The sequence below is a fragment of the Methylobacterium sp. genome, assembly GCF_019745455.1.
Taxonomy (GTDB): domain Bacteria; phylum Pseudomonadota; class Alphaproteobacteria; order Rhizobiales; family Beijerinckiaceae; genus Methylobacterium.
Genome location: NZ_JAIETD010000147.1, coordinates 1 through 16,988 on the forward strand (window position 1 = coordinate 1; position 16,988 = coordinate 16,988).

Sequence of the window (16,988 nt, forward strand, 5' to 3'; positions counted from 1 at the left end):
GCATGAACGCCACCGGCGACGGCGATGCCCGCAATTACTACGACACGATCAAGGCTCGCCAGACCGGCGGCCTGCAATCCGAGCTGGCGGTGCTGGACGAGGTCCTGATCCGACACGCGCTCGGCCGCCGCCCGCGGAACGCCAGCTTCACCTGGGTCCCTCTCTGGCAGCCTACGCCGGCCGAGAAGGCCACGACCTCTAAGGTTCGCGCCGAGACCACCGTGCTCTATGCCGGCCTAGGTCTCTTCCCGGCCGCCGGCTTCGCTCGCTCGGTTCGCGATCAGATCATCGAGGATGGCGTCTACCCATCCTTCGATGAGCACGTGGATCCGGAGGCTCTGGACAAGCTCGGCGACGAGCCCCTGAAGGTCGAGAAGACCCTAACGGCAGAGCCGAAGGCGGCCAAGGACCCGAAGCCGGCCGCCAATGCGATCGCCGACGCCGCTCCGCGGTCCCTCTACGTGTCCCGCCCTGTCACGAACGCCAAGGCGATCCTGGCATGGGCGGCGCGGATGGGGATCCCGAACCTCGTCGCCGCCGAGGACCTCCACGTCACCGTGATGCATTCACGGACGCCGGTGGACTGGTTCGCGGCCTACGAGGCGCCCGAGACCTTGCGCATCGCCCCCGGCGGCGCGCGGGACCTCGATCGCTTCGGTGAGGCGGGCGAGGCCGTAGTGCTCCTGTTCCGGTCCGACGACCTGAACTGGCGCCACCGCGACTTGCTCGACATCGGCGCCGAGTACGCGTGGCCGGATTACAACCCGCACATCACCCTTTCGACGGATGCCGCCGGCTTCGACCTCTCGGCGATCGAGCCCTTTGCCGGGCCCATCGTGCTCGGGCCCGAAAGCTTCCGTGAGGTGACGCCGCGGCCTGCCCTCGCAGCCTGAGGCCGACATGATCTTCACCGACACCCTTGCGGTCGAGCGGACGCGCCGCACGGCCGACGGCTATCTCGTTGCCGATGCCCGTGCAGCTCGCACCGGCATCCAGGTCTATTCCGGCGCCGAGTGCGGCAAGCCGGAGCTCGACCGGGTCCGGATGCACCGCCCGGCCGATGAAGTCTTCGACAAGGCTTCCCTCGCCACCTACGCGCACAAGCCCGTCACCAACGGCCATCCGAACACACCCGTCACCGCCGACACCTACCGCAGCGTAGCGGTCGGCCACATCGACGGCTCGGTCGCCCGCGACGGCGAGTTCGTGCGCATTCCCCTCATGGTCGCGGACGCCGCGGCCATTGCAGATGTCGACGCTGGACGGGCCGAGCTGAGTGCCGGTTACCAGTGCATCGTCGATTGGACGCCGGGCGTGACCGACGCCGGCGAGCCCTACGACGCGGTGCAGCGGAAGATCCGCATCAACCACGTCGCCCTCGTCGATCGAGGCCGCGCCGGCTCTGAATGCCGGATCGGCGACGACGCCAAGCCCACCCCTCCCCGTCTACCCGAGGCCATCATGACCACCACGCAGAAGATCATCCTCGACGGCATCTCCCTCGAAGTCTCCGACACCGCCGCTCAGGTCATCGCCAAGGTCTCCAAGCAGCTCGCTGACGCCGTCGCCGATGCGCTGACCAAGGATGCCGCCCTGAGCGCCAAGACTGGCGAGATCGCCGCTCTCCAGGCTGCCCACGCAACGGCCCTGAGCGCCAAGGACGGCGAGATCGCGGCCCTTACCGCTTCCATCCCGTCGGGCGCCGCCCTGGATGCCCTGGCCGCCGCCCGCGCCAACCTCATCGGCCAGGCCAAGACCGTCCTCGGCGATGCCTTCGCCCCGGTCGGAAAGACCGATGCGGAGATCCGCCGCGCCGTGGTCGAGAAGGCCATCGGTGACAGCGCCAAGGGCCTCGACGATGCCGGCATCGGCGGCGCGTTCGCGGTCGTCGTGGCCGGCAAGACCGGCAACGACCCGCTTCGTGCTGCCCTCGGCACCGTGACCGTCGGCGACGCTGGTGACGAGCGCAAGACCGCCCACGCTCAGATGCTGGCCGATAACGCCAACGCCTGGAAGGCCGCCGCCTAAGCGGCCCTCGCCTCTCCCACGACGGCGCAAGCCACCCCCTACCGTTTGACGAGGAGACGAGGCCCATGCCCGTCCAGACCGATTACACCACCATGCACGCCGTCGCCCTCGAGGGTCAGGAGGGCGACCTCGATACCGCGGGTCAGCACAACATCTCGCGGACCGCAGAGGCCGCCGTCGCCTTCGGCAAGCCGGTTTCGCAGGGCACCGGCGACCACGGCGTCGTGCCGTTCGCCACGGCCCCGACGAAGTTCGTCGGCGTCACCATCCGTGATCAGGCTGCGGACGGCACTACCCCGGACACCTACCGCCAGTACGACACGGCCGGCGTGAAGCGTCGCGGTACGATCTGGGTCAAGGTCGGCGAGGCCGTCGTGGCCGGCGATCCGGTCTACCTGACCGCGGCCGGCGCCTTCATGAAGACGGCGACCAGCAACACGCTGGTCTCGGGCGCCCGCTACGAGACCACGGCCGCTCTGAACGGCCTCGCGCTCCTGCGCCTCTGATCGGCTCCGCGCCGGTCTAGCCTCAAGCCCCTCCGACTACCCGGCGACCAGCCCCCGGCCCGCACAACGCGGCGCCGGGTTCGTCGTGCTGCGCCAAGATCAGGACCACCGCACATGTTCGCACAGGACGCGATGCAGGCGAACCTCGGGTTCGTCACCGCCCAGACCTCGCACGTCGAGGCCGGCGTTTACCGGATCAAGTACCCGGACATCCAGTACCCCAGCCTGATTCCGGTCGACTACTCCGCCAACTCTTGGGCGACCTCGGTCACCTACTGGTCGATGGACGGCGCCGGCAAGGCGAAGTGGGCCTCGGGCAAGGCGTTCGACGTCCCGACCGTTGGCCTCCGGAGCGAGAAGTTCGAGACCTCCGTCCACATGTCGGCGATCGGCTACGACTACGGCCTCGAGGAGGTGAACCAGGCCAAGATGCTTGGGGTGAACCTCGGCAACGAGAAGGCACTCATCGCCCGCCGCGTGTCGGAAGAGTTCACCGACGAAGTCGCCCTCAACGGCGACGCCGAGAAGAACATGAAGGGCCTGTACGACTACCCGGGCGTGCCCTCTGGTGCGGCTCCGGCTGCCGGCGCAGACAGCCCGACCGGTCAGACTGCCTCGCTCAAGTGGCGCGACAAGACCCCGGACGACATCATCGCCGACTTCAACAGCCTCGTGCTGGGCACCTTCGTGGCGACGAACACCACGTCGATGTCCGACACGGTGCTCCTGCCCTGGGACAGCTACCTCTACCTGTCCTCGACCCCCCGCGCGACGGGTTCGGACATGTCGATCCTCGAGTGGCTGGTGAAGAACAACGTCTACACCGCCAAGTACCGTCGCCCCCTGACCATCTCGGGCGTGCGTGGCCTGGAGACGAAGGGCGCCGGCTCCACCGGTCGTGCGGTCGCCTACCGCCGCGCTCCCGAGGTGCTGAAGCTCCACGTGCCGATGCCCTTCCAGTTCCTGCCCGTGCAGGTCCAGGGCCTCTCCTACCTGGTGCCCGGCGTCATGCGCCTCGGCGGACTCGACATCCGGCTTCCGAAGGAAGTCCGCTATCTCGACGGCATCATGTGATCGCCTGACGGCTCCGCTGGGGCCGTCGATGATCCAAGGGGCGCGGCGATACCCGCCGCGCCCTCCCTGCCCTCCTGACGCCATCCGAGAGCCCTCATGACGTTCACGATCACCAGCGCCCATTCGGGCGACCTGACCCTCCCATGCGGCGTCACTGTGCCCGCTCTCGGTGAGGCAACCATCACGCTCGAACAGGCCCAGACCTTCGCCGGCAATCCGGTGGTCGAGTTCTGGTTCACATCCACCATGCTTTCCATCACCGGCTCGTCCGAGGATGGCGCCGACGCCTTCATGGACGATCAGCGGTTCGCGCCCGAACCCGAGCTTGACGGCGATGGCAACCCGATCGTCGAGGCGCCCGCCGATGCCCCGGTACCGGCCGTTTCCCTCGACCTCGATGCCAACCTCCCGGTCCCGCCGGTCGTGGATGTCGTGGTCGTTCCCGTCGTCGCCCCGATCGTCGAGGCCGATGCGCCTCCGGCCGCGGATGAGACGCCGCCGACACCCCCGGTGGTCGCTGACCCCGTGGTTGAGGTGGTCGCTGTCGCTGAAGGCGGCTTCAACGTCCTGAAGGACGGCACCCCGGCCAACCCGGAGCCCCTGACCACCCGCAAGGCGGCCACGGCCCTCGCCAAGACCATCCTGACCGGAGCCTGATCCGATGCCGTACACGGCCCCGACCGCTGCCGACCTGAAGGCGCGTTACCCGGCCTTCGCCGCGGTCGCGGACGTGACCGTGACGGCCGTTCTCGCCGATGCTCTCCTGGACGTCGGCGAGACCTGGATCGAGGATCATCGGGCGCCCGCGATGCTCGCCCTCGCCGCTCACTGGCTTCAGAGCCAGGGCGCCAATGCCAGCGCCGAGTCCGTGATGCTCACGGGCGGTATCGGCACGGTGACCGAGATGAGGGCCGGGGACACGTCCCTGAAATTCGCTAACCCTTCCGATGCCGGCAACGGTGGCGGCGGGGTTAACCAAGGGTCGGCTTCGGCCTTCTCCACCACGCCCTATGGCCGCCGCTTCCTGGAGCTGCGGGCCCGATCCTTCCCGGCCGTGGCGATCGTCTGATGCCCGTTATAGACGCGCTCCTCTGGATGCTGATCGGCCACGCCTTGGCCGATTACCCGCTCCAGGGTGATTGGCTCAGCAAGGCGAAGAACCACACCCTGAGTCTGGTGCCAGGGGCTACGATCTGGCCGCACGCGCTTCTGTGCCATGCCGCCATCCACGCCGGAGCGGTGAAGCTCGCGACCGGATCGTGGCTGCTGGCTCTGCTGGAGCTTGCGGCGCACTTCGCGATCGACTTCGCGAAATGCACCGGCGCCCTGACCTACGGCCAAGACCAAGCCCTGCACGTAGCCTGCAAGCTCCTGTGGGCCTTGCTCATCCTGGTCGCCCTGTCATGAGCTTCCTCTTTCCACGGACGATCTCGATCAACCGCCCCTCGCCCGCATCCGTGGCCGGCGCGCAGGAATACGGGGATCTGACGCCAGACCAGGAAGACGTGATCCACACGGATCTCATCGCATCGATCCAGCACAAGGCGACCGCCGGCGCGACTGGTGCGGGGCTCCCCGGCGATACCCGGGCGCTGACGACGTGGCGGATCTTCATCCCCTTGTCCGCCCTGCCCTCGATCGCGGCACCGCCCGCCATCATGTCCCGAGACATCATCATCGACGACTTCGGCCTGCGGTATCAGGTGACCGCCGCCTACCCCAACAGCCTCGGCTGGAGCTGCCTCTGTGACCTCCTGGAGGTGTGAGCGATGCGTGTCTCGGTTGAGAGAACTGATCCCGGATTCCGGGAGGCGCTAACCACCATACCTGCACGCGAGCGATACACCGTTTTCCTGGACAGCGTTGCACAGGAGGCGGTGATCACCGCGGACGAAGAGGCCGGTCTCGTTATCTGTCATGAGCGCGACGGCGACGGCTACTGGCGACACCAGGATGGTGAAATGATCCGGATTGAGCGTCGCGGCGCGGTTCGTATCGAACGGGCATCATAGCCATGGCCGACCTCTCCGACGTGCTCGACGCTCTCACGGGCGTCCTGAGCGCCGCCCTTTATCCGAACGGCACCGCGGCTGCCTCCGCCGCTGGCGTGACCGTCACGGTGATGCCGGGATGGCCCCCGCCGAACAAGCTCGAGGCGGCGAAGAAAGAGGGTCGGGCCTTCGTCTCGATCTTCCCGCCGCCGAACCTGGAGCGCGACCGGACCCGCGCTCTCTCGCAATGGCTCGTGGCCACCCCTCCGCTCCATCTCGTCATAGCGGTCGCCTCGGGTGTTACCGTGACGATCGGGGGCACGGCAGCGGCCGGCCAGAACGTCGGTCTCATCATCGACGACGGCACGGTCGCCTATCCGGTCCAGGGCGGCGACACGCCGGCATCGATCGCCGCCGGGCTTGCCGCTCTGATCACCGCTGGCGGCCGTGACGCTACCAGCGCGGGCGCGGTGCTCACCATCCCAGGGACGCATCGGCTCGTCGCTCGCGTTGGCGGGCCCGGCCGCCTGGTGAAGGAAGTCGAGCGCACCGACCGCTGCATCATGGTCTCGGTCTGGGCGTCGACCCCGCAGATCCGGACGACGGTCGCGCGCATCGTGCGCCGCCGGCTCTCCGATCCGAAGTTCATCTCCCTCGTCGACGGCTCCGCCGGCTGGATCCGCTATGACCGCACGAACGACAGCGACATGTCGGAACGTGCCGACCTCTACCGGCGCGACCTGAATTACTGGGTCGAGTTCGGCCAGTACCTCGTCGAGGACGCCTTCGAGGTCATCCTCCCCGAGACCGCTACGCAACCGGCCAGCGCCGACGGCGTGGTCCTCGCGCCGCCCGTCATCACCACAGCCTGAGGGCCTGCCATGACCCACCGCTTCGACCTCGTCGTTAAATCCCCGTTCGCCTCCTATGCCGTCGGCCAGCGCATCACCGATCCGGAGGTCGTGAAGGCGATCCTGACGGACGGCCGCAGCGCCAGCGTCGTGAAGGTCGCCGCCGAGAAGAAGGCCCCGGTCAAGGCCGCCAAGGCCGACTGACCCCGCTTCCAGCCAAACCCCATCCGTCGACCCGAGGCCCGCCACCGTGCGGGCCTTTTGCTTGAGAGGACGTCGTCACGATGTCGATCACTCCCCAGGGCGCCCTGAACACGACCGCCCTCTCGACCCCCGGTCTCTACATCCAGATCGTCGAGCCGAACCTTCTGCTGCTCAACGGCGTGCCCACCAACGTCGGCGGCATCGTCGGTACCGCGATCTGGGGTCCGGTCGGCGTCCCGGTCCTGGTGTCCGACCCGACGGGCTTCTCGTCGAATTTCGGCAAGGTCCAGCCGCGCAAGTACGATATGGGGACCTTCGTCTCGGTCGGCTCCAAGCAGGGCAGCGTCGGCGCCTATGCGTGCGTGCGCGTCACCGACGGCACCGACGTAGCGGCCACCGGCACAATCCAGGCGACCGGCCTGACCCTCACCGCCAAGTACACCGGCACGGGCGGCAACCAGATCAAGTTCCTCCTGTCCAACGGTTCGGCCCCGGGCACCACCCGCGCCATCGTTACCCTGCCCTTCGTCGGCTCCGAGGTGTTCGACAACCTCACGGGCACCGGCAACGCCTTCTGGATCGGGCTCGCCAGCGCGATCAATAACGGCCAGGGCGTCGCTCGCGCCGCCTCGCGCCTCGTCGTTGCGGAAGCCGGTGCCCTCACGGCCGCGCCGACCCTGAACACCATCGTGACCCTCTCGGGTGGTACCGATGGCGCCTCCGGCGTCGATGCGGCCGACCTGATCGGCACCGACGTGACGCCCCGCACCGGCATGTTCGCCCTGCGCGGCTACAAGTGCTCGGCCATCGCCCTGTGCGATGCCGACGACGCGACGACCTACGCCACCCAGATCGCGTTCGGCCTGTCCGAGAGCACCCTGGTGGTCGGCGCCACTCCGGCCGGCGACACCATCACCAACGCGGTCTCGGTCCGCACCACGGGCGGCCTCGACAGCTACGCCTTCGAGCTGATGTTCGGCGACTGGGTGCTGTTCTACGACGAGGCCAACCAGCTCAACCGCTACGTCTCTCCGCAGGCGTTCGAGCTTGGCATGCTGGTGAACCTCTCGCCCGAGCGCACCTCGCTTAACAAGCCAATGAAGGGCGTGATCGGTACGCAGCGGTCGGCGACCGGCGCCAAGTATTCCGACGCCGAGCTTCAGCAGCTCGCCGTCGGCGGCCTGTCGCTGATCTGCAACCCGATCCCGGCCGGCAACGTCTTCGGCAACCGTTTCGGGCGCAACACGAGCTCGAACGCCGGCATCCATCAGGTCAGCTACACCCGCCTCACCAACTATATCGCCCAGACCCTCGATCAGGGCATGGGCAAGTATGTCGGTGAGCTGCAGAGCCGCCGGGCCGACGATTCGACCCGCAACCGGGCCGCGGCTACGCTGAACGCCTTCCTGGGCGGCATGCAGTCCGAGAACATGATCGATGACTTCCAGGTCATCTGTGATCTCTCGAACAACCCGATCAACCGCATCGCGCTCGGCTACATGAAGGCCGCCGTGAAGGTCGTCTACCTCGCGGTGGTCGAATACTTCCTGATCGATGTCGAGGGCGGCCAGACCGTCACGATCACGCGCACGAACGTCCAACCCGACGGCTTCACCTTCCGCGCCTGATCCGGGTCATCACCTCCCCCCTCTGCGGGGGGAGGTCACCCCCTAAGCCCCGCCCTTTACTCCGGTCCCGGAGCCCTGACCCATGTCCTCGTTCGGTACTTTCAACACCGGCCACGACGTCGCGATCGAGATCGTCGATCCTGCGACGGGCGTCCCCCTTCTCATCCCGATCAAGACGGGCTGGGAGAAGAAGCAGCGCACCGAGCAGGTGAAGTCGAAGCCCCTCAACGCTCCGCCGATCTTCGAGGAGGATCCGGACGGCTGGGAAGGCTCGTTCGACATCGACCGCTCGAACAGCGTCGTCGACGACTTCTTCGCCGCCCGCGAGGAGCAGTTCTACGGCGGCCAGACCATCCGGCAGGCGACCATCCTGGAGACCATGCAGGAGGTCGGCGGCGGCTTCACCCAGTGGCGCTACACCGGCGTCGCGCTGAAGCTCGACGACGCCGGCAAGGCCGAGCGCGGCAAGACCATCGTGCTGAAGATCGCCTTCGCCGCCGGCCGGCGCATCAAGGTCCAGTAGTCCGCATCGAGGCACTGTCTCCTGAGGCGAGGACCTGCATCTTGTGGTCCTTCGCTTAAGGTTGCAGGCTTTCCGTGCAGGTTGAACTGCGCGGGAGGAAGCAATGAAAAGGATGTTCGCAGGGGTGGCAGCGGTTCTGGCATTCGCCGTGGTGCTATCGTCCGCAGCCGAGGCGGCATGTGGCTCGCGTGGCGGGCCAGGGCACCGGCTACCAAGCGGTAAGTGCGCCTCTCACGGGCGTTAAAACCATATCAGCCGCGGGAAGGCCGCCACCCGGCGGCCTTCGCCTCGTCCTCGCTGCAGAACATCCTCTCACCGGCCGATTCCTTGATCCGGGTTTTCGCGTAGCTCGAGGTTCCGGGCAGGTGATAGATCCGGTCGCCCTTGGCCGAGATGTTGCCCTTGATCTGCAGGCACGCCGTGGTCGGCGCCGGCGCGGTATCTTCCCCCGCGGCGCGCCGGGCCTTGCGCCAATCCGACGGCTCCTGAAACGTCCCGGCCCAGATCCCGCGCTTCAGCGCCTTGGCCGTCGTTTCGGCCTGAACATAATCCTCCGAGTAGCGCCGGAAGGCGATAGCGTGGCCTTGGGCGGCCATCCAGGCGTTTAGATCCTCACTGCCCTTCCGGCACACCGCGACGATGCGGCCGTACCTATCCGTCTCGCGCGGCTCGCAGGAGACGGGCGCGGCGCCGATCCTGTCGGCCAGCGCGAGTGCCGCAACCTGACCGCAGCGGTAATCCTTGCCGTCGCCGTCCTGACAGATCTGCGCACTCTCCGGCGCATCAATCCCGTGAAGACGGATCTTCGTCTCGCCGATCTCGATCGTGTCGCCGTCCGTCACGGAGGCGCGACCAGCAATCGGCTCCGCAGCAACGGCGGACGTAAGCATAAGGGCAAGGGCCAGCATGACGGATCGCATGGCAGGCACTTCTACCCTTCGCGGTCAGAAAAACGACTACGCCGTGTGAGGGGAACAGCTGTGAGGAAGCGCGCCTGGTCGTCCATGGTTATCTCCCAAACGGTTCGAACCTCGGCGATGCGTCCGTCCGGAGTTTCCATAGGACCCTCGAACACGAGTCTTGATGGTCCGAATTTTTGAGGAACGTGGCGTCCTGGAAGGTTGGTGAAGACGTGGTGCGCCAACGCGTCGGCTAAGACGACGGGCTGCGCCGGGTCAAACCCAAAGGCCATGAAGAACTTGGCCTTTCCCCCGCCTTGGGGATGCGACGTATTAAGTAGGTATTTCGTGACCTTGTCCTGCTCGACCAGCCAGTTGGTCGGCAATTGGAAGCCGATCAAGGCTGGGCGCGCTCGACCAGCCGCAGACCCTCGCCGGCGACAGTCGCAATAGCCCCGGCCGGCTCTTCGAACTCGATAACGTAGGCCATCCCGTCCCGCCAGACGTTGACGATCGTGCCTTTTGTCCCCTCGGGGATTACGTCGCCATCGTCGCTGGTTACTGCAGCCGTCAGCCCCACGACATCGAAGTCGCGGAACTCGGAGCGCGGGCCGCCCTGACGAAACTGGTAAAACGTCTCAACCGACATGCCGGCAATGGTACTGGGGATTGCGGATTCCGCAACCTGTGAAACTGAGAACCTTCACAGGTTCGCAGGCCCTCCTAGTCCGTTGCGATGCCCCCCTTTCCTAGGCCTTCTCACGGCTCGCTTCGGCGGGCCATTTTTCGTTCGGAGCACCCCCATGTCCGTCAAGATCCTCCAGGCCGGCGAAGACGCCTCCCCCTCTTCGGGGCTACCCGCGCCCCCGGCCGCGGCGCCTACCCCGAGCGAGACGATGGTGCGCGCGGCTCAGAGCGTCGGGACATGCAAATGCTCCAGCGGGCGCACCTACGTGTTCCGCAAGCTGGCCGCGATCGATCGCATGCTGATCGCCAAAGCCCTCGGCGGCGACCTCATGTTCAACGGCGTCTACGCCTCCTACGCCTTCGTCGCGTGCTCGGTTTCCGAGATCAACGGTGAGAAGGTGGCCATGCCGGTGTCCACCCGGCAGGTCGAGGCGCAGGTCTACCGTATCGGCGAGGACTGGGACGAACTGAACGCCGCCATGCGCGACACCTTCAACCCGCCATCGGACGATCCCGACGATGATGGGGACGAGTGACGCCGTCGACCGGGACCAGGCCCGCGCCATCGCCGATGAGCCGGCGGTGAAAGACTGCCTGTTCCTCGTGAACAAGGGCGTCCCCTTCGACGTCGCCTTTACCCTCGATGCCACGATGCGCCTGGCATGGTGCGTGGTCCTCGGCGAACTCGACGGCGGCAGCTTCGACTGGACCCGTCTCGAATGGGACAAGCGTGACGCATGAGCCGTTCGTTCGGATCCATCGGCGAGTTCGTCGCCTTCATGGAAGGCAAGATCGCCGGCCTGCCGGGTGCGCAGCGTGACGCGCTCGACGAGGCGTCCAAGGCGGTGCTCGAGGAGGCCAAGAGCCTGCCCGGCACATACCAGGACGGCTGGCCGGCGCTCGACGAGAAGACGATCGCCCGGAAGGCCACCGGCGATAGTCCGCTGCTCGAAACCGGGGCGATGCGCGATAGCTACGCTCGCAAGGTGGTGTCACCCACCAAGGCCGCGGTCGGCTCGAACGATCCGAAGGCTACGTGGCAGGAGCTGGGCACCTCGCGCGGCATCCCGCCTCGTCCCGTGCTGAAGACCGCTGGCGTCCGCAAGGAACGCGACGTCCACCGCATCGTGGGCCGACGGATCAAGCGCCACTTTGCGGCGTGATGGGCTTCTCGGCCCATGCCGCTAGATCGGCGGCCCAGCGGGCTAGGGTGTCGAGCGCGGCCAAGAGCTTGCGCGGTACATCATCGGGATCCTGCCACGCAATGTAGAGCAGCCAGAGGCCTACGCAGAACACGGGCACGCCGACCACAATCCAGAAGATGTCCCCCGCGAGGGACCGTGGTTTCGTCGTCTCGACGTCGTTCGACATGTCCGCTCCCCGTCCCTGCGCACTAGCGTCAGAAGGTTAAGATCATGTCTGACGTGTATCGGATCCAGATGAGCCTCGGGCTCGCCGGGAACATCGCCCCTGAGCTGCGCAAGCTCCTCGGCACGATGACGGACATCGAAAAGAAGGCCAAGTCGGCCGAGAAGGCGCTCGGCACCTTCGCTGCCCCGATCTCCCGCGCCGTCGCCGAGGCCCGGCGCCTCTCCGCCGCCCTCGCCGGGATCAAGACTCGCGCCGGTGGCATAGAGCGCAATTTCGGCCGATGGGGCACCGCCGCCGGCAAGTCTGCGGGCGAGCTGCGCAACGTGCGCACCACCCTCGACGGGGTCCGCACCTCGGCTCGCACCGTCTCGTCGAGCATGGGCACGTGGTCCGGCGGCATCGGCCGCGCGAACCGGCAGCTCCAGGGCACCGTCACGGCCCTCAACCAGGCCAGCCGCGCCGCTGCCGGCATCAATATCGGCGACGGTAGAGCCCCGCCCGGCACCGGCGGACGCCGTCGCGGTCGTGGAAACTCTTTCGGTAACGGCGTCGGGTTCGGCGCCGGCATGGGCACCGGGGACGCGGCGGCCGGTGTCGTTGGTCGGGCGGGTCGGGCTGGCGTTCAGTACGCGGGCGAGGGCGTCCGCGAGGACATTCGCCAGAAGAACGCCGGCATCACGCCTTCCGAGATGGCTGTCCTAAGCGCCAAGGCGATGCAGCTCTCGGCGCAATATCCTTCGATCTCGCCGCTGGCCGCTAAGGAAATGGGCCGACTCCTGATCCCGAACGTCGGGAACGCCGCTAAGGCGATGGAGCTGCTCCCCGACTACATCCGCGCCCAGGCGGCCGTCCAGACCATCTCCGGCCCACAGAACGCGGGCAAGGAAACCGAGGTGCTGTCGAAGTTCATCGACAACATCGGTCAGTCGATGGACGTGACCACGACGCGCGCGCTGCTCGATGGCTACGTGAAGGCGCGCCAGCTCGACAGCGAGGGCGTGAAGGCGAACGACTACCTCAACTTCTCGAAGACGGCTCAGTCCTCCGGCAAAACGCTCTCGGCCGACTTCTACCGCGATGTCCTTCCCTCGCTCATCATGCAGCAGGGCGGCTCGCGCACCGGCACGAGCATCGCGACCGCCTACCAGAATACGGTCATGGGGCGCTCCACGAAAGAGGCGCTGATCGAGCAGCAGAACCTCGGCATCCGGCAGAACATGAGCCTCGGCACCGAAAGGTCCGGCCGGCAAGTCGTAAAGAAGAAGGGCGAGTTCGTTGATCAGGAACTTTATTCGAGTAATAACTATGAATGGGCAAAGAAACACCTTCTAAATAAAGCAATTGAGAAGGGTTTTGCGCCGCCTGAATGGGCGAACGGCGATTTTACGAAGGAAATGACGGACGCGGGGCGCATCGGGGTCGGCAAGATGACCTCGTCGTTCTCCTCCGACCGCACCGCCGCGAACCTGTTCACGAGCTACCTGACCGATATGCCTCAGATCGAGGCCACCAGGGGGCGTCTAAGGAACGCCCGCGGCACGGCGGACGTCGCATCGGATCAGACCAGGGATCCGTTTATCGCGGTCAACGCTATCCTGACCCAGATGAAGTCGGCCTTTGACCTCATCACCGGGCCGGCTATTGCGACCGGTGCCCCGATGCTGGCGCAGTTTGCCGCCGGCATGGCCTCGATTAGCGAGGCGGCCTCGAGATCGCCCGAGCTGTTGAAGCTGGGATCGGGCGCGGCCATCGCGGGCGGCGCTGTTGCCGTGGCCGCCGTTGGCGCGAAGGCGACGAGCGCCATCACGGGCGCCCTTGGCGTGAACACGGCCAAGGGCATCGGCAAGGGCATCCTCACGGCGGGCCGGCTCGGTCGTGGCGGCCTCGTTGCAGGTGGCCTTGGCCTTGGCGTCGCCACCGCTGGCGGCACCGCGATGCGGGAGAAGGCAGAGGCGACGATCGCCGCGGCCAAGCGCATGACGACGGGCAAGGGCTCTCCGGAGGAACTAGCTCAAGCCGAGCAATCCTCGGCCGCGCTCCGAAAGTACCTCTGGGGTGTCATCACGAAGCCCTTCTCTGGGCTGAACGACCAAATGCCGGCCGGGGGCAAACCTCAAGCTGTAATAGGCGGACCCGGCGGAACGGGGCCGGCGCCAGGCTCACCGGACGCGATCAAGCAGACGGCTACCGCGATCGACGCGGCTAGTGCGGCCGCAACCGGCGCGGCTCCTAACCTGACGTCGACCGCGTCCGGCATCAACGAGGTCAAGAGCGCCGCCGCAGGCGCTGGTGGGGCGCTCTCCAGCCTTGCCGGGCAGATCCGGGCCCTTGGGAACGTCAGCGTTCCTTCCGCCGGCCCAGCGGGCGCTGGCGCGGCTCCTAGCGCGGCTCCGGCCACGCCGGGGAAGTCCAGCAGCTACGCGCCGCCAGCACGATCGACGGCGCCCGCGACCCTGACGGCCAACCTGCACATGGACGGCCGCCGGGTCGCACAGAGCGTCACTCGCCATCAGGTCGCCGCCAACGACACCCGCAACGGGACCGGCGGCTTCGACAGCAACCGGCTCCAGACACCCGTCGGGTTCTCAGCTCCGACCCAGGCGTAAGGAACCGACATGGCAAGCTCCAGCGTCACCTTGGGCGGGATCACGCTCCGGGGCCACGAGGTCCCGGAGAAGATCCCCTTCGGCGGCAAGCAGAAGCTGGCGAAGCACGTCCTCATCGGTGGCAGGCGTGTCACCGATGCGATGGGCGGGGACGACTGCGATATCCGGTGGGAGGGCAGGTTCCGCGGTGCGGACGCTCTCTCGCGGGCCCGATCCCTCAACGAAATGCGCAAGCGTGGCGCACGGATCCCGCTGACGTGGGGTGGCCTCTACTATCTCGTCGTCATCGAGGATTTCGAGGCCGACTACCGGCAGGTCTTCGACCTACCCTATCGGATCGAGCTCTATGTTCTCGATGACGGTGGCGGGAGCGGTGGGAATGTTGGACCCGGGCTCGATGCGCTCGTTGGTGGCGACCTCGGCAGCGCGCTCGGGCTCATCGGGTTGATCGGCTCCGGCGCGGTCAGCGGCACTCTCGGTGGCCTTCGGGATGCGATCGGCAGCGTGCCGTCCTTGCCGACGGCTGCGGTCGCGCTCATCGCCCCCATCCAGACCGCGGCGGCTCTAGCCGTCGATGTGGCCGATGCCGCGATCGTCGAGATGGACAACGCGATCACGTCGGCCAACGAACCCGACCCCGCCCTCCTGGCCGGGCCCGGCTTTGCGGCGTCCCTAATGGCGCAATTCACCGCTCTTGAGGCTCAGGACGCGTTGCTGCGCACCCGCGGCCTCGTCGGGCGCGTCGCGGTCAACCTCGGCACCATTGCAGGGTAGGCGCTCATGACCATCCAGGTCGGCAAGACCGCGCGGCGCATCACCGTGTCCGGCGGCAACCTCTTCGAGATCGCGGCGACGCAGTACGGCGACCACACGCTCTGGAACGTGATCGCTCGGGCCAATGGCCTACGCGATCCCTTCCTCACCGGCACGATCGACGAACTCGTGATCCCGGACAAGCCTGCCAAAGGCCAGCCCAACAGCGGCGTCATCGGAGCCTGATCCCATGCCCGGAGAACTGCGGCGGCCGCGGGGCTACCTCACGGTGGCCGGCGGGCGCGTCGACGTGGTCTCGATGGAGATCCACCTCGGGCGCGAGGCCAAGTCCGACACGATGCACGCCGAGTTCCCAATGACCGGGGGGCTCGGCGTGGCCTTCTGGTGCGACACGGCCGAGATCGAGATCAAGGGCCACATCGCCGAGGACGGCGAGAGCGGCCCGGCCATCTTCACCGGCCAAGTCAGTAGTGTTCGGCCGAACTGGCTTCGGCGCACCATCGACATCGATTGCCACGACAAATCGAAGAAGATGATGGAGCGCAAGTCGCTCTCCGAAGCCTTCAAGAACAAGAAGGGCAAGGACGTCATCGAGGAGGTGGCCAAGCGCCATGGTCTCAAGGTTTCGACCAAGGCCGACACGCTAAAGGCCGGCCGCGAATACGATATCGATACCGTCCATCAGCCCCGCGAGCTGACAGACTGGGACATCATCAACAACCTCGCCGATTCCGAGGGTCTTTCAGTCGCGCTCGACGGGGATACCCTCTACCTCGGCCCCGAGGGCGAAGACGATCTGCCGGTGTTGGCGGTGACCTACGTCCCGCCCACGCCCCAGAGCGTCGCGTCGGGCACGTTCATGACCTTGTCCGAGGTGCGCAACCTCAACATGGCGGGCAAGACGACCGTGAAGGTCTCCTCGTGGGACCACAAGGCGAAGAAGAAGATCGAGGGGAAGAAGACCCTCTCCGGCGCGTCCGGTACCGGCGCTGACGGCGACGGGATCACCTACGAATATCAGGCGCCGGGTCTCAAGCAGGACCGGGCGAGCCGCATCGCCGAGAAGCGCTTGCGCCGCTCCACCAAGCAGGAACGGCAGATCACCCTGGAGATACCCGGCGAGACCGGCGTGCGCGCCAGGATGAAGCTCGAACTGTCCGGTACCGAGTGCTCGTTCGACCAGGGCTACGACATCGAGAGCGCCGAGCATCGCCTCAACCCCGAGGAAGGCTACCGCGTCCTCGTGACCGCCAAGGCTGCCTCGAAAGACAGGACCATATCCGATGGATGAGCTGTCGGAATTGATCCGCCGGGAGGCATCCTCGCCGGCAAACGCGCGGTCTGCGACCCGCATCGGCGAGGTCACGAGCTACAACAAAGAAACCCATGCGGTGAAGCTGAAGCTGCAACCCGAGGGCATCGAAACCGGCTGGGTTCCGCTCGGCGGCATCGCGATCGGCAAGGGCTTCGGGATCGCGATCGGGGCGAAGGCCGGCGACCAGATGGTCGTCAGCTTCGTCGACGGCGACCATAACAACCCGGTCGTCATCTCCCGGATCTTCTCGGATCAGCAGAAGCCGCCGAAGGTGAAGGGCGGCGAGTTCGCGATCTGGCACGAGTCCGGGACACGCGCCGTCTACGCCGAGGACGGCTCCATCACCCAGACGCACGCCACCGGCGGCACGGTGACCTGGGACAAGTCGGGCAACCTCACGACCGACAACGGCAAGAAAGTCGTCGCGACGAAAGCCTCCACGGTCACGACCGAGGCCGGCCAGGTCACGACGCAGGCCAGCGGCTCCATCCAGCAGCAGGCCGGCAAGATCCTCCTCAATAGCGGGTGACA

25 protein-coding genes are annotated in these 16,988 nt (G+C 66.8%); 21 read left to right on the top strand and 4 right to left on the bottom strand.

Features of this window, described 5'->3' with window-relative positions; genetic code table 11:
- From K2Y56_RS24155 to K2Y56_RS24215, 13 genes are all read left to right on the top strand, one after another.
- On the top strand, positions 1-893 hold an 893-nt coding region (locus K2Y56_RS24155), incomplete at its 5' end, for a phage portal protein (protein WP_292513977.1).
- 7 nt (positions 894-900) lie between these two features.
- Positions 901-2,028 (top strand): DUF2213 domain-containing protein, encoded by a 1,128-nt coding sequence (locus K2Y56_RS24160; RefSeq protein WP_292513979.1) that lies wholly within the window; start codon positions 901-903, stop codon positions 2,026-2,028.
- Between the two features lie 65 nt (positions 2,029-2,093).
- On the top strand, positions 2,094-2,534 hold the full coding sequence (locus K2Y56_RS24165) for a hypothetical protein (protein WP_292513982.1): 441 nt from the start codon (positions 2,094-2,096) through the stop codon (positions 2,532-2,534).
- A gap of 114 nt (positions 2,535-2,648) precedes the next feature.
- The gene (locus K2Y56_RS24170) at positions 2,649-3,608 is read left to right on the top strand and encodes a major capsid family protein (RefSeq protein WP_292513984.1); all 960 of its coding nucleotides are present in this window, start codon (positions 2,649-2,651) and stop codon (positions 3,606-3,608) included.
- Between the two features lie 96 nt (positions 3,609-3,704).
- Complete coding sequence (locus tag K2Y56_RS24175) at positions 3,705-4,265, top strand: hypothetical protein (RefSeq protein WP_292513987.1); 561 nt, start codon at positions 3,705-3,707, stop codon at positions 4,263-4,265.
- Between the two features lie 4 nt (positions 4,266-4,269).
- The gene (locus tag K2Y56_RS24180) at positions 4,270-4,677 is read left to right on the top strand and encodes a DUF4054 domain-containing protein (protein WP_292513989.1); all 408 of its coding nucleotides are present in this window, start codon (positions 4,270-4,272) and stop codon (positions 4,675-4,677) included.
- Positions 4,677-5,015 carry a DUF3307 domain-containing protein gene (locus tag K2Y56_RS24185; protein ID WP_292513991.1) on the top strand — a complete coding sequence of 113 codons (339 nt, stop codon included), beginning with the start codon at positions 4,677-4,679 and terminating at the stop codon, positions 5,013-5,015. Before K2Y56_RS24180 ends, K2Y56_RS24185 begins: the two co-directional genes overlap by 1 nt.
- The gene (locus K2Y56_RS24190; RefSeq protein ID WP_292513994.1) at positions 5,012-5,374 is read left to right on the top strand and encodes a hypothetical protein; all 363 of its coding nucleotides are present in this window, start codon (positions 5,012-5,014) and stop codon (positions 5,372-5,374) included. Before K2Y56_RS24185 ends, K2Y56_RS24190 begins: the two co-directional genes overlap by 4 nt.
- A 3-nt stretch (positions 5,375-5,377) precedes the next feature.
- Positions 5,378-5,620: a hypothetical protein gene (locus K2Y56_RS24195; protein WP_292513997.1), complete on the top strand. Its 243-nt coding sequence runs from the start codon at positions 5,378-5,380 to the stop codon at positions 5,618-5,620.
- Positions 5,621-5,622: 2 nt separating this feature from the next.
- Positions 5,623-6,471 carry a hypothetical protein gene (locus K2Y56_RS24200; protein WP_292514000.1) on the top strand — a complete coding sequence of 283 codons (849 nt, stop codon included), beginning with the start codon at positions 5,623-5,625 and terminating at the stop codon, positions 6,469-6,471.
- A gap of 9 nt (positions 6,472-6,480) precedes the next feature.
- On the top strand, positions 6,481-6,654 hold the full coding sequence (locus tag K2Y56_RS24205) for a hypothetical protein (protein ID WP_292514003.1): 174 nt from the start codon (positions 6,481-6,483) through the stop codon (positions 6,652-6,654).
- Between the two features lie 80 nt (positions 6,655-6,734).
- Positions 6,735-8,282 (top strand): phage tail sheath C-terminal domain-containing protein, encoded by a 1,548-nt coding sequence (locus K2Y56_RS24210; RefSeq protein WP_292514006.1) that lies wholly within the window; start codon positions 6,735-6,737, stop codon positions 8,280-8,282.
- An 82-nt stretch (positions 8,283-8,364) separates the two neighbouring features.
- Positions 8,365-8,805: a hypothetical protein gene (locus tag K2Y56_RS24215; RefSeq protein ID WP_292514009.1), complete on the top strand. Its 441-nt coding sequence runs from the start codon at positions 8,365-8,367 to the stop codon at positions 8,803-8,805.
- Positions 8,806-9,056: 251 nt separating this feature from the next.
- On the opposite strand, the gene K2Y56_RS24220 is transcribed toward K2Y56_RS24215, so the two are convergent.
- The 3 genes from K2Y56_RS24220 to K2Y56_RS24230 are packed head-to-tail and all read right to left on the bottom strand — an operon-like array spanning position 9,057 to position 10,353.
- Positions 9,057-9,725, bottom strand: a complete 669-nt coding sequence (locus K2Y56_RS24220) for a thermonuclease family protein (RefSeq protein ID WP_292514012.1) — start codon at positions 9,723-9,725, stop codon at positions 9,057-9,059.
- A gap of 11 nt (positions 9,726-9,736) precedes the next feature.
- Positions 9,737-10,105, bottom strand: a complete 369-nt coding sequence (locus K2Y56_RS24225; protein ID WP_292514015.1) for a DUF6883 domain-containing protein — start codon at positions 10,103-10,105, stop codon at positions 9,737-9,739.
- Complete coding sequence (locus tag K2Y56_RS24230) at positions 10,102-10,353, bottom strand: DUF4926 domain-containing protein (RefSeq protein ID WP_292514017.1); 252 nt, start codon at positions 10,351-10,353, stop codon at positions 10,102-10,104. The genes K2Y56_RS24225 and K2Y56_RS24230 overlap by 4 nt, the downstream gene beginning before the upstream one ends.
- 154 nt (positions 10,354-10,507) lie before the next feature.
- On the opposite strand from K2Y56_RS24230, the gene K2Y56_RS24235 reads away from it, so the two are divergent.
- Genes K2Y56_RS24235 through K2Y56_RS24245 form a run of 3 tightly spaced genes read left to right on the top strand, consistent with a single transcriptional unit; the run spans position 10,508 to position 11,554 of the window.
- Entirely contained in the window at positions 10,508-10,927 is a 420-nt protein-coding gene (locus K2Y56_RS24235; protein ID WP_292514020.1) for a hypothetical protein, read from the top strand.
- Positions 10,911-11,132: a hypothetical protein gene (locus K2Y56_RS24240; RefSeq protein WP_292514023.1), complete on the top strand. Its 222-nt coding sequence runs from the start codon at positions 10,911-10,913 to the stop codon at positions 11,130-11,132. The genes K2Y56_RS24235 and K2Y56_RS24240 overlap by 17 nt, the downstream gene beginning before the upstream one ends.
- The gene (locus K2Y56_RS24245; RefSeq protein ID WP_292514026.1) at positions 11,129-11,554 is read left to right on the top strand and encodes a hypothetical protein; all 426 of its coding nucleotides are present in this window, start codon (positions 11,129-11,131) and stop codon (positions 11,552-11,554) included. Before K2Y56_RS24240 ends, K2Y56_RS24245 begins: the two co-directional genes overlap by 4 nt.
- Here K2Y56_RS24245 and K2Y56_RS24250 read toward each other — a convergent pair.
- Positions 11,532-11,762 carry a hypothetical protein gene (locus K2Y56_RS24250; RefSeq protein ID WP_292514029.1) on the bottom strand — a complete coding sequence of 77 codons (231 nt, stop codon included), beginning with the start codon at positions 11,760-11,762 and terminating at the stop codon, positions 11,532-11,534. The two genes, K2Y56_RS24245 and K2Y56_RS24250, sit on opposite strands and share 23 nt — an antisense overlap.
- Positions 11,763-11,806: 44 nt before the next feature.
- On the opposite strand from K2Y56_RS24250, the gene K2Y56_RS24255 reads away from it, so the two are divergent.
- Genes K2Y56_RS24255 through K2Y56_RS24275 form a run of 5 tightly spaced genes read left to right on the top strand, consistent with a single transcriptional unit; the run spans position 11,807 to position 16,986 of the window.
- Positions 11,807-14,368: a hypothetical protein gene (locus tag K2Y56_RS24255; protein WP_292514032.1), complete on the top strand. Its 2,562-nt coding sequence runs from the start codon at positions 11,807-11,809 to the stop codon at positions 14,366-14,368.
- A gap of 9 nt (positions 14,369-14,377) precedes the next feature.
- The gene (locus K2Y56_RS24260; protein WP_292514035.1) at positions 14,378-15,142 is read left to right on the top strand and encodes a hypothetical protein; all 765 of its coding nucleotides are present in this window, start codon (positions 14,378-14,380) and stop codon (positions 15,140-15,142) included.
- 6 nt (positions 15,143-15,148) lie between these two features.
- Positions 15,149-15,367, top strand: a complete 219-nt coding sequence (locus K2Y56_RS24265) for a hypothetical protein (protein WP_292514038.1) — start codon at positions 15,149-15,151, stop codon at positions 15,365-15,367.
- Positions 15,368-15,371: 4 nt separating this feature from the next.
- The gene (locus K2Y56_RS24270) at positions 15,372-16,433 is read left to right on the top strand and encodes a contractile injection system protein, VgrG/Pvc8 family (protein ID WP_292514041.1); all 1,062 of its coding nucleotides are present in this window, start codon (positions 15,372-15,374) and stop codon (positions 16,431-16,433) included.
- The gene (locus K2Y56_RS24275; protein WP_292514043.1) at positions 16,426-16,986 is read left to right on the top strand and encodes a phage baseplate assembly protein V; all 561 of its coding nucleotides are present in this window, start codon (positions 16,426-16,428) and stop codon (positions 16,984-16,986) included. The genes K2Y56_RS24270 and K2Y56_RS24275 overlap by 8 nt, the downstream gene beginning before the upstream one ends.
- Positions 16,987-16,988: the final 2 nt, after the last annotated feature.

Bases quoted from the DNA above. Each gene is read 5' to 3' on its own strand.
- K2Y56_RS24160 (WP_292513979.1), top strand. From the start codon at position 901: ATGATCTTCACCGACACCCTTGCGGTCGAGCGGACGCGCCGCACGGCC.
- K2Y56_RS24165 (WP_292513982.1), top strand. From the start codon at position 2,094: ATGCCCGTCCAGACCGATTACACCACCATGCACGCCGTCGCCCTCGAG.
- K2Y56_RS24170 (WP_292513984.1), top strand. From the start codon at position 2,649: ATGTTCGCACAGGACGCGATGCAGGCGAACCTCGGGTTCGTCACCGCC.
- K2Y56_RS24175 (WP_292513987.1), top strand. From the start codon at position 3,705: ATGACGTTCACGATCACCAGCGCCCATTCGGGCGACCTGACCCTCCCA.
- K2Y56_RS24180 (WP_292513989.1), top strand. From the start codon at position 4,270: ATGCCGTACACGGCCCCGACCGCTGCCGACCTGAAGGCGCGTTACCCG.
- K2Y56_RS24185 (WP_292513991.1), top strand. From the start codon at position 4,677: ATGCCCGTTATAGACGCGCTCCTCTGGATGCTGATCGGCCACGCCTTG.
- K2Y56_RS24190 (WP_292513994.1), top strand. From the start codon at position 5,012: ATGAGCTTCCTCTTTCCACGGACGATCTCGATCAACCGCCCCTCGCCC.
- K2Y56_RS24195 (WP_292513997.1), top strand. From the start codon at position 5,378: ATGCGTGTCTCGGTTGAGAGAACTGATCCCGGATTCCGGGAGGCGCTA.
- K2Y56_RS24200 (WP_292514000.1), top strand. From the start codon at position 5,623: ATGGCCGACCTCTCCGACGTGCTCGACGCTCTCACGGGCGTCCTGAGC.
- K2Y56_RS24205 (WP_292514003.1), top strand. From the start codon at position 6,481: ATGACCCACCGCTTCGACCTCGTCGTTAAATCCCCGTTCGCCTCCTAT.
- K2Y56_RS24210 (WP_292514006.1), top strand. From the start codon at position 6,735: ATGTCGATCACTCCCCAGGGCGCCCTGAACACGACCGCCCTCTCGACC.
- K2Y56_RS24215 (WP_292514009.1), top strand. From the start codon at position 8,365: ATGTCCTCGTTCGGTACTTTCAACACCGGCCACGACGTCGCGATCGAG.
- K2Y56_RS24220 (WP_292514012.1), bottom strand. From the start codon at position 9,725: ATGCGATCCGTCATGCTGGCCCTTGCCCTTATGCTTACGTCCGCCGTT.
- K2Y56_RS24230 (WP_292514017.1), bottom strand. From the start codon at position 10,353: ATGTCGGTTGAGACGTTTTACCAGTTTCGTCAGGGCGGCCCGCGCTCC.
- K2Y56_RS24235 (WP_292514020.1), top strand. From the start codon at position 10,508: ATGTCCGTCAAGATCCTCCAGGCCGGCGAAGACGCCTCCCCCTCTTCG.
- K2Y56_RS24240 (WP_292514023.1), top strand. From the start codon at position 10,911: ATGATGGGGACGAGTGACGCCGTCGACCGGGACCAGGCCCGCGCCATC.
- K2Y56_RS24245 (WP_292514026.1), top strand. From the start codon at position 11,129: ATGAGCCGTTCGTTCGGATCCATCGGCGAGTTCGTCGCCTTCATGGAA.
- K2Y56_RS24250 (WP_292514029.1), bottom strand. From the start codon at position 11,762: ATGTCGAACGACGTCGAGACGACGAAACCACGGTCCCTCGCGGGGGAC.
- K2Y56_RS24255 (WP_292514032.1), top strand. From the start codon at position 11,807: ATGTCTGACGTGTATCGGATCCAGATGAGCCTCGGGCTCGCCGGGAAC.
- K2Y56_RS24260 (WP_292514035.1), top strand. From the start codon at position 14,378: ATGGCAAGCTCCAGCGTCACCTTGGGCGGGATCACGCTCCGGGGCCAC.
- K2Y56_RS24265 (WP_292514038.1), top strand. From the start codon at position 15,149: ATGACCATCCAGGTCGGCAAGACCGCGCGGCGCATCACCGTGTCCGGC.
- K2Y56_RS24270 (WP_292514041.1), top strand. From the start codon at position 15,372: ATGCCCGGAGAACTGCGGCGGCCGCGGGGCTACCTCACGGTGGCCGGC.
- K2Y56_RS24275 (WP_292514043.1), top strand. From the start codon at position 16,426: ATGGATGAGCTGTCGGAATTGATCCGCCGGGAGGCATCCTCGCCGGCA.